11 protein-coding genes are annotated in these 15,681 nt (G+C 67.2%); 8 read left to right on the top strand and 3 right to left on the bottom strand.

Annotation, left to right across the window (positions count from 1 at the left end):
* Positions 1 to 162 precede the first annotated feature (162 nt).
* A complete protein-coding gene (locus tag CCS01_RS15450) occupies positions 163 to 1,083 on the bottom strand; it encodes a hydrogen peroxide-inducible genes activator (RefSeq protein WP_338049984.1) in 921 nt (306 codons plus the stop codon).
* A 161-nt stretch (positions 1,084 to 1,244) separates the two neighbouring features.
* Here CCS01_RS15450 and CCS01_RS15455 point away from each other — a divergent pair, with 161 nt between their 5' ends.
* Both CCS01_RS15455 and katG read left to right on the top strand, forming a co-directional pair.
* Complete coding sequence (locus tag CCS01_RS15455) at positions 1,245 to 1,529, top strand: hypothetical protein (protein ID WP_104519695.1); 285 nt, start codon at positions 1,245 to 1,247, stop codon at positions 1,527 to 1,529.
* Positions 1,530 to 1,571: 42 nt separating this feature from the next.
* Positions 1,572 to 3,746 (top strand): catalase/peroxidase HPI, encoded by a 2,175-nt coding sequence (gene katG, locus CCS01_RS15460; protein WP_104519696.1) that lies wholly within the window; start codon positions 1,572 to 1,574, stop codon positions 3,744 to 3,746.
* Positions 3,747 to 4,538: 792 nt separating this feature from the next.
* Here the strand turns inward: katG and petA are convergent.
* Positions 4,539 to 5,198, bottom strand: a complete 660-nt coding sequence (gene petA / locus CCS01_RS15465; RefSeq protein WP_104519697.1) for a ubiquinol-cytochrome c reductase iron-sulfur subunit — start codon at positions 5,196 to 5,198, stop codon at positions 4,539 to 4,541.
* Positions 5,199 to 5,533: 335 nt separating this feature from the next.
* On the opposite strand from petA, the gene CCS01_RS15470 reads away from it, so the two are divergent.
* The 4 genes from CCS01_RS15470 to CCS01_RS15485 all read left to right on the top strand — a co-directional run bounded on the left by CCS01_RS15470 (position 5,534) and on the right by CCS01_RS15485 (position 12,062).
* Complete coding sequence (locus tag CCS01_RS15470; RefSeq protein WP_104519698.1) at positions 5,534 to 7,384, top strand: extracellular solute-binding protein; 1,851 nt, start codon at positions 5,534 to 5,536, stop codon at positions 7,382 to 7,384.
* Positions 7,385 to 7,637: 253 nt separating this feature from the next.
* Positions 7,638 to 8,717, top strand: coding sequence for a microcin C ABC transporter permease YejB (locus CCS01_RS15475; protein WP_104519699.1), 1,080 nt, complete (start codon positions 7,638 to 7,640; stop codon positions 8,715 to 8,717).
* Positions 8,718 to 9,423: 706 nt separating this feature from the next.
* Positions 9,424 to 10,461: an ABC transporter permease gene (locus CCS01_RS15480; RefSeq protein WP_104519700.1), complete on the top strand. Its 1,038-nt coding sequence runs from the start codon at positions 9,424 to 9,426 to the stop codon at positions 10,459 to 10,461.
* Entirely contained in the window at positions 10,458 to 12,062 is a 1,605-nt protein-coding gene (locus CCS01_RS15485) for an ABC transporter ATP-binding protein (protein WP_104519701.1), read from the top strand. The genes CCS01_RS15480 and CCS01_RS15485 overlap by 4 nt, the downstream gene beginning before the upstream one ends.
* Positions 12,063 to 12,389: 327 nt before the next feature.
* Here CCS01_RS15485 and CCS01_RS15490 read toward each other — a convergent pair whose 3' ends face one another.
* Entirely contained in the window at positions 12,390 to 13,541 is a 1,152-nt protein-coding gene (locus CCS01_RS15490; protein WP_158258414.1) for a DUF4384 domain-containing protein, read from the bottom strand.
* A gap of 501 nt (positions 13,542 to 14,042) precedes the next feature.
* On the opposite strand from CCS01_RS15490, the gene CCS01_RS15495 reads away from it, so the two are divergent.
* Together CCS01_RS15495 and CCS01_RS15500 are read left to right on the top strand one after the other, a co-directional pair.
* Positions 14,043 to 14,411 (top strand): DUF4399 domain-containing protein, encoded by a 369-nt coding sequence (locus CCS01_RS15495; protein ID WP_239992181.1) that lies wholly within the window; start codon positions 14,043 to 14,045, stop codon positions 14,409 to 14,411.
* Positions 14,412 to 14,436: 25 nt separating this feature from the next.
* Positions 14,437 to 15,105, top strand: a complete 669-nt coding sequence (locus CCS01_RS15500) for a DUF4399 domain-containing protein (protein ID WP_239992182.1) — start codon at positions 14,437 to 14,439, stop codon at positions 15,103 to 15,105.
* The last annotated feature ends 576 nt before the right edge of the window (positions 15,106 to 15,681 follow it).

The raw sequence follows: 15,681 nt of genomic DNA on the forward strand, positions 1-15,681 counted from the left end.
GTGGGGCGCGGTGATGGGGCGCGGTGATGGGGCGTGGTGATGGGGCATGGCGATGGAAAATCGCCTGGGCCGCTGCGACGCCAGCCTTGATCTCTCCCCAAACCCGAAGGCTTGCCGTGAGTGGTTGGAGCCGCCGGACGCCGATCGGCTGCGGGGCGTCGTTCATGCCTGATGCGCCTGTGGCGCCGGTCCCTTTGTCATGGCATTCCGCAGGACGGCCGTTACGCGGTGGAACGTCTCTTTCCGCCCGGATGAGCGCCGCCACGCCAGCCCGATGCGGCGATAAGGCGTTTCGCCGTCCAGCGGCACGACCGACAGATCAAGGCCGCGCAGGATTCCGGCATCCAGCGCCATTTCCGGCAGCAGCGTAACCCCCAGCCCGTTCGCGACCATCTGCGCCAGCGTGTGCAGGCTGGTGCCCTGGAAGGCGACGTTCCGCCGCGCGCCCTCCAGCTCGCAGGCGGACAGCGCGTGGTCACGCAGGCAGTGCCCGTCCTCCAGCAGCAGCAGGTCCTCCAACGCCATGTCCGCGGGGCGTACCGCGCTGGCCTTGCACAGGCGGTGCCCCGGCGGGCAGGCCACCCAGAAGCGGTCGCGGGCGAATTCGATCGTCTCCACGTCCTCCATCGGGTAGGGCAGCGCCAGCACGACCGCGTCCAGCCCGCCGGCATGGAGTTGCTCCACCAGCCGCGCGCTCTGATCCTCGCGCAGGTAGAACTTCATCTGCGGGAACGCCAGGCGCAGCGCCGGCATCGCCTGCGGCAGCATGAACGGCCCGATGGTGGGGATCACGCCGACGTGCAACGGCCCCGTGAACGGATCGCGCGCCGCCAGCGCGGCGTCCACCAGATCCTCGGCGCCTTTCAGCAGGGCCTGTGCCCGCGTTGCGATGTCCTGGCCCAGTGCCGTCGGCACGACCAGGCGCCGGCTCCGCTCCAGCAATGGCGCCCCCAGCAGATCCTCCAGTTCCTGGATGGCGGCGCTGAGCGTCGACTGGCTGACCAGGCACGCCTCGGCCGCTCGCCCGAAATGGCGGCGTTCGACGACCGCGACCAGGTAGCGGAGCTGGCGCAGGGTAGGCATTGGCTTCATGAGGGATTTGTAATCGATTTAACCGATCAATCAAATCGGTATTTTATGCTTTTTTTGGTCAAACAGGTGCCGTATCCATCTTTTGCCAAGCCGCCGGGACGGCCCCAGTTTTGGCGAACAGCGTTGCGGGGGCAAATCTGCAGGAACCAACTATGTCCCTGATCAACACCACGGTGATGCGGTTCCAGGCGACGGCCCGCAAAAGCGGCAGGTTCACCGTGGTCCCCGAGGCCACCCTGCGGGGTCGGCGGGCCGGTCGCCGTCTGTCCGGCGGGTCTGACCGTCGCCGGCCCGATCGCGCCGGAAGGCGGACCTATTGGCGCGGCAACAGTCTGATTTTGCCGCAATGCCTGGACGGTCGCGGGCAGACGGCCGGGATGCCCGGGCACCTGCTGACGATTGCCATGAGGCGTATCGCAACGAGTCACAAGGGATGACAGCACAATCCCGGTCACATGGTGCAAGCAAAGGAGCAAGTCATGGATAGTAACAACGCCACTCCCTCCGGCAGGTGCCCGATCATGCACGGCGGGGTGACATCGGCCGGCATGTCGAACATGGATTGGTGGCCCAAGGCACTGAACCTCGACATCCTGCATCAGCACGACACCAAGACCAACCCGATGGGCACGGCCTTCAACTATCGGGAAGAAGTCAGGAAGCTGGATGTCGAAGCGCTCAAGCAGGACCTCAAGGCGCTGATGACCGACAGCCAGGGATGGTGGCCGGCCGACTGGGGACACTATGGCGGCCTGATGATCCGCATGGCCTGGCACTCGGCGGGCACCTACCGCATCGCGGACGGCCGGGGCGGCGGCGGGCGGGGCAACCAGCGTTTCGCGCCGATCAATTCCTGGCCGGATAACGTCAACCTCGACAAGGCGCGCCGCCTGCTGTGGCCGATCAAGAAAAAGTACGGCAACAAGCTGAGCTGGGCCGACCTGATCCTGCTTGCGGGCACCATGGCCTATGAGTCGATGGGCCTGAAGACTTTCGGCTTCGCCTTTGGCCGTGAGGACATCTGGCATCCCGAAAAGGACACCTACTGGGGCTCGGAGAAGGAGTGGCTTGCCCCCAGCGGCGGCGCAGGCAGCCGCTACTCCGGCGAGCGCGACCTGGAAAACCCGCTGGCCGCCACGATGATGGGCCTGATCTACGTCAACCCCGAAGGCGTGGACGGCAAGCCCGACCCGCTCAAGACCGCCCACGATGTCCGCATCACCTTCGCCCGCATGGCGATGAACGACGAGGAAACCGTGGCCCTGACCGCCGGCGGCCACACCGTCGGCAAGTGCCACGGCAATGGCAATGTGGCCAACCTCGGCGCCGCGCCGGAAGGCGCCGACCTCGTGGAGCAGGGGCTGGGCTGGATCAACCACACGAGCCGCGGTATCGGCCGCGATGCGGTCACGAGCGGCATCGAGGGGGCCTGGACCACGCATCCCACCCAATGGGACAATGGCTATTTCTCGCTGCTGCTCAACCACGACTGGGAACTGAAAAAAAGCCCGGCGGGCGCATGGCAGTGGGAGCCGATCGCCATCCGGGAAGAAGACAGGCCAGTCGACGTGGAGGATCCCTCGATCCGCCACAACCCGATCATGACCGACGCCGACATGGCGATGAAGATGGATCCCGCTTACCGGAAGATTTCGGAGCGTTTCCACACGGATCCGGCCTGCTTCTCGGACGCGTTCGCGCGCGCCTGGTTCAAGCTGACTCACCGCGACATGGGGCCGAAGTCCCGCTATATCGGCCCGGATGTCCCGCAGGAGGACCTGATCTGGCAGGATCCGGTGCCCGCTGGCCGCAAGGACTACGACGTGGCGGCGGTGAAGGCAAAGATCGCCGCCAGCGGTCTGAGCATCAGCGACATGGTCGCGACAGCCTGGGACAGCGCCCGCACGTTCCGGGGTTCGGACAAGCGCGGCGGCGCCAACGGCGCACGCATCCGCCTGGCGCCGCAGAACGACTGGGAGGGCAACGAACCGGCACGCCTGTCCAGGGTCCTGGTCGTGCTGGAGAAGATCGCGGCCGAGACCGGCGCCAGCGTGGCCGACGTGATCGTGCTGGCGGGCAACGTCGGCGTCGAGCAGGCGGCCAAGGCGGCGGGCGTTGCGGTTACGGTGCCGTTCGCGCCAGGCCGCGGCGATGCCACGGCGGCGATGACGGATGCCGAGTCGTTCGATGTGCTGGAGCCTCTGGCCGATGGTTTCCGCAACTGGCTGAAGAAGGACTACGCCGTCAGCGCCGAGGAACTGCTGCTGGACCGTGCCCAGCTGATGCAACTGACGGCCTGCGAGATGACCGTGCTGGTGGGTGGCATGCGTGTGTTGGGCGCCAACCACGGCGGTGCACGGCATGGCGTGTTCACCGACCGCGTCGGCGCCTTGACGAACGACTTCTTCGTCGCCCTGACCGACATGGCCTACACGTGGCAACCGGCAGGGCCGAACCTGTACGACGTCCGCGATCGCAACACCGGCGCCGTGAAATGGTCGGCCACCCGCGTCGATCTGGTGTTCGGCTCGAACGCGGTTCTGCGTGCCTATGCCGAGGTCTATGCGCAGGACGACAACAAGACCAGGTTCGTGCAGGACTTCGTGGCGGCCTGGACCAAGGTGATGAACGCCGATCGTTTCGACTTGCTGTGATTTCGACGGGACATCCCTGTACGGCCGGACATGGCTGTGTGGGTTGACCAAAGCCCGGGAGTGATGAAAAGCCGGACAGCCATGGTGCTGTTCGGCTTTTTCCTGCGTTGGCAAGGCCTGCTGGCAGGCCATTTCCTCCTGTCCCGCTGGCTACAGCAAATCGCAAGTAAGTTGGGACGCAGGCGGCCTGTCCTCACCGTCATGGCCCGGCGTGTCCGGGCCACCTATTCCAGCACGTGTGCCGCGACAGGTGGCCCGGACCCGCCCTACGCAATGCACACATCCTGGAAACGAGTCGGAAATGACCGTAAGATCAAGTGCTTGCCTGGGCGCCAAGAGCGTTCCACCATCGTCATGGCCCGGCTTGTCCGGGCCACCTATTCCAGCACTTGTGCCGCGACAGGTGGCCCGGACAAGCCGGGCCATGACGAAAGGGAAACGCAGCGGCGGACCGTTTCCAAGATGTGTGCATCCCGTAGGGACACGCCCGGCCATGACGATGAAGACAGGCCGTCTGCGTCCCAACTAACCTGCGGTCTGCTGTAACATGAGGCATTGGGACATCTCCATCGGCGTATTGTTTTTCCCTGGCCCGGCACTTCGCGGATGACTTGCAGTGGGCCCGGTCGGCGGCGGCCAAAGTATTCCGAAATCGATCCGATCGATCCGTGGTACTCGACGTTTTCGTGCAGCCCGACGCCCGTGCGCCTTCGTGACACGACCCGCTCGTCAGAGTGACGGGGAAACCTCCGTCCGATATCGGAACGTTCGCCCCGCGAAGCCGGTTCGGCTTTACATCTGCACGACGCTGTTCAGCGCGAAGTCGTCGCCCGGCGGATTTTCGCCTATCTGCACGGTAGTGTCGTTGGTAAAGACGTACCGCGGCACCGGCGGGTTGTACGGGGCCGGAACGCCGGCATGAACGCGCCCGGCCAGGTCGTACTTCGACCCATGGCAGTGGCAGAAATAGCCGCCCGGCCAGTTCTCCACCGGGACGGTCGCATCCGGCTTCGAATACAGGGTGGGGACGCAGCCGAGGTGGGTGCAGATGCCCACCAGCACGGCGAACTCCTGCCTGACGCTGCGGTGCCAGTTCTCGGCATAGGCGGGCTGCTGGTGAACGCTGGATTGCGGGTCCCGCAACCGGCCGGTCAGCGTCGGGTCCTGCAACCGCGCCAGCGCCTGCTTGCTGCGGCGCAGGACGAAGATCGGGCTGCCACGCCACAGCGCGATGATCTGCTGTCCCTCCTGGATCTTGCCGAGGTCGACGTCGATCGGCACGCCGGCGGCCAGCGTATCCCGGGCCGGGTCCATGCTGTTGATGAACGGCCAGGCGACGGCGCCGGCGCCAATGGCTGCGCCCACCGTCGTGATCAGGGTCAGGAAATCGCGTCGCGAGCCGTCCTGGACAGGCCCGGCTGTATGTTGTTCTATCGTAACAGAAGCGGACATGGCTTGTCCTCCTGCGCGGTTGGGTCGGTGCGTCAGCGGACGACGCTCAGCCAGCAGGGGCTGAGCCAGAACTAATCAGTAAGATATATCTTATAAGGCGGGATGGCAACCATCCGATACCATGCAGTTTTCGCGCCCCTGTCTCGCCGTCAGCGCCTGATGCGCAACAACCGCCTCACGTGCCGCACGGCCGTTCGTGTACCGTCACGGTGGCCCTGCGGCCGGCGCAGCCCGCCGCGACGCCGCCGGGGCCATTGGCGGGATGCCGACATCCTGGCATTGATCAACCCGGCCGCCGATCGGCTATAATGGCGCGCGTTACAAGGAGTTAAGGGATGCGGGTACGCTGGGGATTCGCGCTGGTCGGCCTGCTGCTGACCGGGATCGGGGCAGCCCATGCCCAGACGCCAGCCGCCGCGGCCGCGGCGCCGCTGCGCACCTACGCGCTGTCGCAACTGGGACAGCCGGCACTGCCGCCTGATTTCAAGTACTTCCCCTACGTCAACCCAGACGCCCCCAAGGGCGGCGAGGTGGTGCTCGGCGCCATCGGCACCTTCGACAGCTTCAACCCGTTCATCGTCCGCGGCACCCCCGCCTCCGACATCCTGCGGGTCTGGGACACCCTGATGAAGCCCAACGCCGACGAGGCCGAGAGCGAATACGGCCTGCTGGCCCAGACCGTCGAAATCCCGGCGGACCGCATGGGCGTCGCGTTCGAGCTGCGGCCCGAAGCGAAATTCAACGACGGCACCCCGGTCACCGCCGAGGACGTCGCCTGGACCTTCGAGACCCTGCGCGACAAAGGCCGCCCGTTCTACCGCCAGTACTACGCCGACGTCGCCTCGGTCTCCGTCGAGGGCCCGCGCCGGGTGGTGTTCCACTTCAAATCCAACACCAACCGCGAACTGCCGCTGATCCTCGGCCAGATGGTCGTGCTGCCGAAGCACTGGTGGCAGGGACGCGACTTCGACAAGCCACTGACCGACCCGCCGCTCGGCTCCGGCCCCTACCGCGTCGGCCATTACGAGTTCGGCCGCACCCTGACGCTGGAGCGCGTGCCCAACGTCTGGTCGAAGGACCTGCCGGTGATGCGCGGCCAGGACAATTTCGCTAAGCGGCGCACCGAGTATTTCCGTGACTCGACGGTGGCGCTGGAGGCGTTCAAGGCCGGGCAGATCGACTTCCGCGAGGAGAACATTGCCAAGGAATGGGCCAATTCCTATGACTTCCCGGCGGTGCAGCGCGGCGCCGTCATCAAGCGGGAATTCCGTCACCACCTGCCCACCGGCATGCAGGGCTTCGGCATGAACACCCGCCGGCCGCTGTTCCAGGATGTCCGCGTGCGGCACGCCCTGGCGCTGGCCTTCGACTTCGAGTGGGCCAACGCCAACCTGTTCTATGGCGCCTATACCCGCACCACCAGCTACTTCAGCAACAGCGACCTCGCCTCCAGCGGCATCCCGCAAGGCGACGAGCTGGCCCTGCTGAACAAGTACCGCGAGGCGCTCCCGCCCGAGCTGTTCACCCAGCCGTTCACGCTGCCGGTGACCGACGGCTCCGGCAACAACCGCAAGGAACTCCGCGCCGCGCTGAAGCTGCTGGAGCAGGCCGGCTGGAAGGTGCGCGACCGCAAGCTGGTCAACGCCAACGGCCAGCCCTTCAGCTTCGAGATCCTGCTGGCCCAGCCCGCCTTCGAGCGCGTCGCTCTCCCCTACGTGCAATGGCTCTCCAAGATCGGCATTGACGCCCACGTGCGCACCGTCGATCCGGCGCAGTATGAACGCATGCTGGACACCTACGACTACGACATGATCGTGGTGGCGTTCGGCGAGTCCGAAAGTCCCGGCAACGAGCAGAGCGGCTACTGGACCTGCCCCGCCGTCAAGCCCGAGGGCGGCGACAACCTGATGGGCGTCTGCAGCCCGGTGATCGACGACCTGGTGCACCAGGTCCTGACCGCTCCCGATCGCGCCCACCTGCTGACCGCGACCCATGCCCTGGACCGCGTCCTGCTGTTCAACTGGTACGTCGTGCCGCACTGGTACCTGCAGTCCGTGCGCGCCGCCTACTGGAACCGCTTCGGCTTCGTCGACAAGCCGGTGCGCACCGGCATTGCCTTCGACAGCTGGTGGCTCGACCCCGTCAAAGCCGCCGCCAACGACGCCGCCCGGCGCAGCGGGCTATGAGGCAGGGAAGGAAAGGCGAGGGGCTCCGCCCCTCGACCCCGCCAAGGGCCGACGGCCCTTGGCACCCCTTAATGGCGGCTGGACAGGAGGGGGCGACCGCGCCGGTTGCAACCGCTGCGTTGCCCCCTCCTGTCCACCCGCCGTCATGGGATCAAAGGGGGCGTCGCCCCCTTTGCGGGTCCAGGCATGCCCCCTGCGGAGGCGGGGGGGCGGAGCCCTGGCCTTCCTGTCCTGCCACAAGCCTGGTGCACTGATGGGCGCCTATCTTGTGCGGCGGTTGTTGCTGGTGATTCCGACGCTGTTCGGGATCATCGCCATCAACTTCGTGGTCGTCCAGTTCGCGCCGGGCGGGCCGGTGGAGCAGATGATCTCCGAACTCAAGGGCCGCGGCACCGGCGTGATCGGGCGGGTGACCGGGGCCGGGGCGGCGGAGACGGCGCCGACGTCGGACAACGGCTATCGCGGCGCGCGCGGGCTGGATCCGCATGTGCTGGCGGACATCAGGAAGATGTTCGGCTTCGACAAGCCGCCGTTGGAACGCTTCCTGCTGATGGTGCGGGGCTATCTCACGTTCGATTTCGGCCGCAGTTTCTTCCGCGACAAGCCGGTGATCGAGCTGGTCAAGGAGAAGATGCCGGTTTCCGTCTCGCTCGGGCTGTGGTCCACGCTGCTGGTGTATTTCGTCTCGATCCCGCTGGGCATCGCCAAGGCGGTGCGGGACGGCAGCCGCTTCGACGTGGCCTCCAGCGCCGCGGTGCTGGTCGGCTACGCGGTGCCGGGGTTCCTGTTCGCCATCCTGCTGGTCGTGCTGTTCGCCGGCGGCAGCTTCGTGCAGTGGTTCCCCCTGCGCGGCCTGCACAGCGAGGGGGCCGCGGCCTGGAGCATGCCCGCCCGCATCACGGACTACCTCTGGCACATGGTGCTGCCGACCACGGCGCTGGTCGTCGGCGGGTTCGCCGGGCTGACCGTGCTGACCAAGAACTGCTTTCTCGAGGAAATCCGCAAGCAGTACGTCGTCACCGCCCGGGCCAAGGGCGCCGGCGAGCAGCGCATCCTGTACCGCCACGTGTTCCGCAACGCCATGCTGCTGATCGTCGCCGGGTTCCCCTCGGCCTTCATCGGTATCCTGTTCTCCTCCGCGCTGCTGGTGGAGATCATTTTCTCGCTCGACGGGATGGGCCTGCTGGGCTTCGAATCGGCGATGCGGCGCGATTATCCGGTGATGTTCGGCACGCTCTACATGTTCACCCTGCTCGGCCTGCTGATGCAGATCGTCGGCGACATGATGTATACCGTCGTCGATCCGCGCATCGACTTCGAGGCGCGGCAGTGATGGATCCGATACGACAGCAGACCGCAGGTCGGTTGGGACAGGGCGACGGCGCGCCCCCACCGTCATGGCCCGGCTCGTCCGGGCCACCCGTCGCGGCACATGTGCTGGAACAGGTGGTCCGGACAGGCCGCATAGGCGCTGACAGAACCGGAAACAGGGCGTGGTCGTCGCCCTGCCGTCATGGCCGGGCGTGTCCCGGCCATCTGCGCTTCGACGGTGGGGGGTGGATGGCCGGGACACGCCCGGCCATGACGGAGAGGCAATGGACCCGGTTCCATCGTTCTACAGCAGACCGCGGGTCGGTTGGGACGCACAGGCGGTCTGTTTCCATCGTCATGGCCGGGCGTGTCCCTACGGGATGCACACACCTCGGAAACGGTCCGCGCAGCGTGGCTCCTCCCGTCATGGCCCGGCTTGTCCGGGCCACCTATTCCAGCACTTGTGCCGCGACAGGTGGCCCGGACAAGCCGGGCCATGACGATGGGGGAACGCTCTTGGCGCCCAGGCAAGCACTTGATTTTACGGTCATTTCCCACTCGTTTCCAGGATGTGTGCATTGCGTAGGGCTTGTCCGGGCCACCTATTCCAGCACTTGTGCCGCGATAGGTGGCCCGGACAAGCCGGGCCATGACGATGAGAGCGCGCCGTCGCCCCGCCTTCATCGACGTGCGGTTCCCCGTAGCGCTCAACCGCAAGGGCTGCCGGCATGACCCCCCTGACCCGCCGCCGCCTGGCGGTGTTCCGCGCGCACAAGCGCGGCTGGTGGTCGCTGTGGATCTTCCTGGTCCTGTTCATCGTCACCCTGTTCGCCGAATTCCTCGCCAACGACCGCCCGCTGCTGATCCGCTTCGACGGCCACTGGTATGTCCCGGTGCTGCAGGACTACAGCGAGGACACCTTCGGCCCGGACTTCCTGCCGACCGGGGCGGACTACACCGATCCGGATGTGCAGGCGGCGATCCGCAAGCATGGCTGGATGATCTGGCCGCTGGTTCCGTATTCCTACGACACGCTGGTCAAGGCCCTGCCGACGCCCGCGCCGTCCCCGCCGGACTGGCAGAACCCGCTGGGCACCGACGACCAGGCGCGTGACGTGCTGGCGCGGGTGATCTACGGCTTCCGCATTTCCGTGCTGTTCGGCTTCACCCTGACCGCGATCTCCTCCGTCATCGGCATCGCCGCCGGCGCCATCCAGGGCTATCGCGGCGGCCTGGTGGACCTGCTGTTCCAGCGCTTCATCGAGATCTGGTCGGGCATGCCGCAGCTTTACCTGCTGATCATCCTCGCCAGCATCATCACCCCCAGCTTCTGGGTGCTGTTGCTTTTCCTGCTGCTGTTCAGTTGGATGAACCTGACCGGCGTGGTGCGCGCCGAGTTCCTGCGCGGCCGCAACCTGGACTACGTCCGCGCCGCGAAAGCCCTGGGCGTGTCGGACACGGCGGTGATGTGGCGCCACATCCTGCCCAACGCCATGGTCGCGACGCTGACCTTCCTGCCGTTCACCCTGTCCGGCTCGGTCACCATCCTGGCCAGCCTGGACTTCCTCGGCTTTGGCCTGCCCCCCGGCTCGCCGTCGCTGGGTGAGCTGGTGTCGCAGGGCAAGAACAACCTCCAGGCACCCTGGCTGGGCATCACCGCCTTCCTGGTGCTGGGCACCCTGCTGACCCTGCTGGTGTTCATCGGCGAGGCCGTGCGCGACGCCTTCGACCCGCGCAAGACCCCCATCATCGGCCCACGCCAATGAGCCTCGTCACCGTCGAGGGCCTGACCGTCTCCTTCGGCAAGCGCGTCGTCGTGGACGGCGTCGGCTTCACCCTGGACCGCGGCGAAACCCTGGCGCTGGTGGGCGAAAGCGGCTCCGGCAAGTCGCTGACCGCCTTGTCCCTGCTGCAATTGCTGCCGACCGGCGGCGTCTCCACCGGCCGCGTGGTGTTGGACGGCCAGAGCGTCATCGGCGCCGGCGATGGCTTGCTGCGCCGGCTGCGCGGCGGCGTCGCCGGCATGGTGTTCCAGGAGCCGATGACCAGCCTCAACCCGCTGACCCGCATCGGCAAGCAGATCGCCGAGGCCGTGCACCTGCACCAGAAGCTCTCCCCCGCCGCCACCCGCGCCCGCGTCGTCCAACTGCTCTGCGAGGTCGGCTTTCCCGACGCCGCTCACCGGCTCGACGCCTTCCCGCACCAGCTTTCCGGCGGCCAGCGGCAGCGGGTGATGATCGCCATGGCGCTGGCCAACGACCCCGCCCTGCTGATCGCCGACGAGCCGACGACGGCGCTGGACGTCACCATCCAGGCGCAGATCCTGAAGCTGCTGGCGGCGGAGAAGGCGGCCCGCGGCCTGGCGCTGCTGCTGATCAGCCACGACCTGTCGATCGTGCGGCGCTATGCCGACAAGGTCTGCGTGATGAAGAACGGTTGCGTGGTGGAGGCCGGCGCGGTGTCGCAGGTGTTCGGCGCGCCGCGCCATCCCTACACCAAAATGCTGCTCGCCGCCGAGCCGCGCGGCCGCCCGCTGCCGTTGGAGACGAACGCCCCGGTGCTGATGCAGGGCAGCGACGTGAAGGTGCACTTCCCGATCCGCCGCGGCGTGCTGCGCCGGGTCGTCGGTCATGTCCGCGCCGTCGATGGCGTCGACGTCCTCGTCCACCAAGGCGAGACCGTCGGGCTGGTGGGCGAGAGCGGCTCCGGCAAGTCCACCATGGGCTACGCGCTGCTGCGCCTGGCCGAGGCGCAGGGCTGCATCCGGTTCGACGGCCAGGACCTGTCGCTGCTCGACAAGAAGCGCCTGCGCAAGCTGCGCGCCGACATGCAGATCGTCTTCCAGGACCCCTACGGCAGCCTGTCGCCGCGCATGACCGTGGCCGAGATCGTCGGCGAGGGCCTGACGGTGCACGAGCCCGCGCTGTCTCGCACCGATCGCGCCTGGCGCGTGGCGGCGGCGCTGGAGGAGGTCGGCCTTCCCGCCGACAGCGGCGACCGCTACCCGCACGAGTTCAGCGGCGGCCAGCGCCAGCGCGTCGCCATCGCCCGTGCCATGGTGCTGAAGCCCCGCTTCGTCGTGCTGGACGAGCCGACCAGCGCGCTGGACATGTCGGTGCAGGCGCAGATCGTCGATCTGTTGCAGCAGCTCCAGCGCGACCACCGCCTGGGCTATCTGTTCATCAGCCACGACCTGCGCGTCGTCCGCGCGCTGGCGCACCGCATCCTGGTGCTGCGCCAGGGGCGGCTGGTCGAGCAGGGGCCGGCCGAGGAGATGCTCTCCCGGCCGCGGCACGACTACACGCGGGCGCTGATGGCCGCGGCCTTCAGCCTGGATGCCGACGACAGCGTCGTGGCGGAGCCGTAGGTCCCCCCTCGTCATGGCCGGGCGTGTCCCTACGCAATGCACACATCCTGGAAACGAGTCGGAAATGACCGTAAAATCAAGTGCTTGCCTGGGCGCCAAGAGCGTTCCCCCATCGTCATGGCCCGGACAAGCCGGGCCATGACGAAAGGGAAATGCAGCGGCGGACCGTTTCCGAGATGTGTGCATCCCGTAGGGCGTATCCCGGCCATCCACCCCCCGCCGTCGAAGCGCAGATGGCCGGGACACGCCCGGCTATGACGATGGGGAGAAGCCCTTGCTCCGCCTGCATCCATTCCCTGCCGCACGCATCCCGAACCCAGCCGCCGCCTACTCCGTCCTGATCGTCAGCACGTCCGTCTCGATCCGGGTCCCGCCGATATGGCTGAACAGCGCGTCCAGCTCACCCGCCATCTGATCCGGCAGAGGCGCCGACGGCGCGCCCAGCAGCGCGTGCGGCAGTTCCGGCGAAATGTCCCGGTCCGCCAGCCAGCAGCGGACCTGTCCGACGGCCGGCGAGGCCGTCAGCCCAACCGGCTGCCGCCGTCCCGGGATCGGCAGCGGCACCGAGCCGGGCAGTTGCGCGCCGTTGAACGCGCCGGCCGGGAAAAGCGGCCTGGCGCCGCCGTCCGCGCCGGCGACGCAATACAGGTAGCCGTCCATGTTCGCCGTCACCGTCAGCGCAATCGGCTCGCCGGCATGGTAGGTCGGCCGCCGCCCGCGGTCGGTGGTGATCCAGACCTCGGGCCCGACCACCAAGCGGCTGAACCGTTTCAGTTCTTCCTCGAACTGGTCGCGGCAGCCCAGGACGAAGCCGCGGGCGATCCGCGCCGCTCCGCCGGTGGTGGACGCGACGTCACGGAACGTCACCGTCGCCCGCGCCGTGCCGCCGGTGGTGATCTCGAACTGGCTGCCGTCCTCGATCGGCACGTCGGCGGGCCATTCGATGCGCTGCGCTCCCTGCGGCCAGGCCAGGGCCCGGTTGTTGCCCTTGCGGCGCAGCGCATAGGTGCCCGGCCCGCCGGACGGCCGGGTGATCCACACCGACGTGGCCGGTTCCACGCAATAGGTGCCGGACCGTTCGGGATCGACCTGGACATCGTCCAGCGCCGCGACCGGTCGCCCCGGATTGATCGAGCGGGTGCCGCCGATGACCGTCGCGTCGACGCCGTGCAGGCGGAACATGTCGGCGAACATGGCGGCGCTGCCGCTGCCCCCGCTTGGCCGCTGCTGTGCCAGCGTGCCGTCGAACGGGCCCCGCAGGCGCAGGACTTCGCCTGACTGGAACAGCAACGTTGCCGTCGCCCCCTCCGGCACGCTCAGCCGATCGGCGGTGGCGACCACCATGCCGGGGTTGTAGCCGGGCACGGTCGAGGCCAGCAGCACGGCATCCTCGGCGTGCGCCCGGCCACAGGCGAGCGACGCGACCGCCAGGCCCAGGTGCAGCACGGCCCGGCCGAGATGGTTCAACAGGCGCGGCATCGTCGAAGATCCTTTCGTCACAAACCTGAAGCAGACCCCGCTCGCGTCCGAATGCGCGAAGCGGTGAAGATACGCGTGAAACAAAAGGCCGGTCCGTTTCGCGCGCCGGCGCGCCCTGTCGTCATGGCTGGCGCAGGCCCGCCATCCACGCCTTGCGGGGCTGGTACCAGCGAAGGCCTGGATGCCGACCCGGAGCCTGTGCCCAGGCTTGTCCCGGGTAGTCGCCATAACGGTAAGGCAACGGCCGCGTGCCTCAACCGACCCTCGGCGTGTTGTAGCCCATCGGCCGGCGCGGTGGTGTGGGCGGGTTCACAGCCCGCGCCTCACGTTCGCGATAACGTAAACTTTCATTGATTTCAAATGACGGAAGCGCGCAATGCGTCGAATCAAAGACAACGCAAGTATTGAAGTGCGGCAGGGCAACACGGGGAGCGAACGATGAAGCAGAGGCGTCTGCTCGCATGTGCGGTTGCCGTCCTGGCGGCAACCGGCGGTTTCGCCATGGCGCAGCGCAAGCCCATGCCTGACAACGCAAGGGTCTATATCATCTGGCCGGCCGACGGGCAGGTGATTCCGGGCGGCAAGTTCTGGGTCCGCATGGGCCTGAGCAATGCCGGAGTGGCGCCGGCGGGGATCGTCAAGAAGTACACCGGCCATCACCATCTGCTGGTGGACACCGACCTGCCGCCGCTCGACCAGGAAGTCCCCAACGACAAGCATCATCTGCATTTCGGCCTTGGCCAGACCGAGACGCGGTTGGAGCTGCCGCCCGGCCGCCATACGCTGCAGCTGCTGTTCGCCGATGACGCGCACATCCCGCACGATCCGCCGCTTTATTCCAAGAAAATCACGATTATCGTTCCGCCCTGACAGCGCGGTGGCAAAGGAGAATTCCATGGGTGAGTTGCATCGCCTGACGATGCTCTCCCTGGAGGCCGAGGGTTTCCGGGGATGCTGTGCGCCGGGCTGGCGGACGGCGCGCATGGTCAGGATGATCCGAAGGGCTGCGGGTCCGTCCGGCGCTTTGGCAATCGCTCTGCTGGCCGCCCCGGCGTTCGGCCAGGAGCCTGCCGCCGCGCCGCCGCCGGCGCAAGAGCATCCCGCGGCAGCGGGTCAGGCCGCGCCGGATGCCCACGCGGCACCGGATGCTCACGCCGTGCCGGCGGGCGGTTTCAAGCGGACGCCGGCGCCGGCCGGCGCCTATGTCTATATCGGCTGGCCGAATGATGGCGAAGTCATTCACAGCACCCACATCCATGTCTGGTTCGGCACCCGCAATTTCGGGGTGGCGCCGGCGGGAACCTACAAGCCGAACACCGGCCACCATCATTTGCTGGTGGACACGGACCTGCCGCCGATGGATCAGCCGATCCCGAACGACAAGCACCACCTGCATTTCGGGCTTGGCCAGACCGAAACGGTGATCGAATTGCCGCCAGGCACGCACACGCTGCAGCTGCTGATGGCCGACGGCGACCATATCCCGCATGATCCGCCGTTGATGTCGAAGAAAATCACCATTCATGTCGTGGGGACAGAGAGCAGGGTCGCCGGGACTCGGTGAGGCTGGGTCGAGAGGCTGGGCGGGTTTTCCCGGCACGGCTGATGAGGGCGCTGGGGGCGGAGCGGACGTTGGTGCGGTGCGTCATTGGCGGGGGCGGTGGCGTTGATGACGCGTTTCTGTTCGCACAGAGAATAAAGGGAGGTGACGGAGGACCACAGGGGATCAGGGGGACGTTGCGCGGCCCGGTGCGGAGGTTGCTGTTGTAACAAGCGGTTCATCGGCCCGCCCGTGTGGCGATGCCCTGTGCCGCTTGGGGCTTGGTGCGGAATAACCGCGCCTGTTGTGGCACGGACGCTTCGATCGTCGTGACGCGGAAGCACCTGGTGCGCCCGCTCCGGCGGATCGGTTGTTTCGCCCGGGCCCATAATCCGGCAGTTCCGGGTGTCATGCGCTTCGCGCGCAACGCCACATTTTCTTCTCAGTGTCTCTCTGCGGTTCTCAGTTCTCCTCTGTGGTACCATATCCGGACGATCCGCCCGCACCCCCGCCGCCGATGGCCCACGATCGGCCCGGGCACAGACAGCACCCATCCAGACCGGAGGCGCCCGCACCGTACCACCGCCTCGCCACCGGCAC

The organism is Rhodopila globiformis, assembly GCF_002937115.1.
In the GTDB taxonomy this organism is placed as follows: domain Bacteria; phylum Pseudomonadota; class Alphaproteobacteria; order Acetobacterales; family Acetobacteraceae; genus Rhodopila; species Rhodopila globiformis.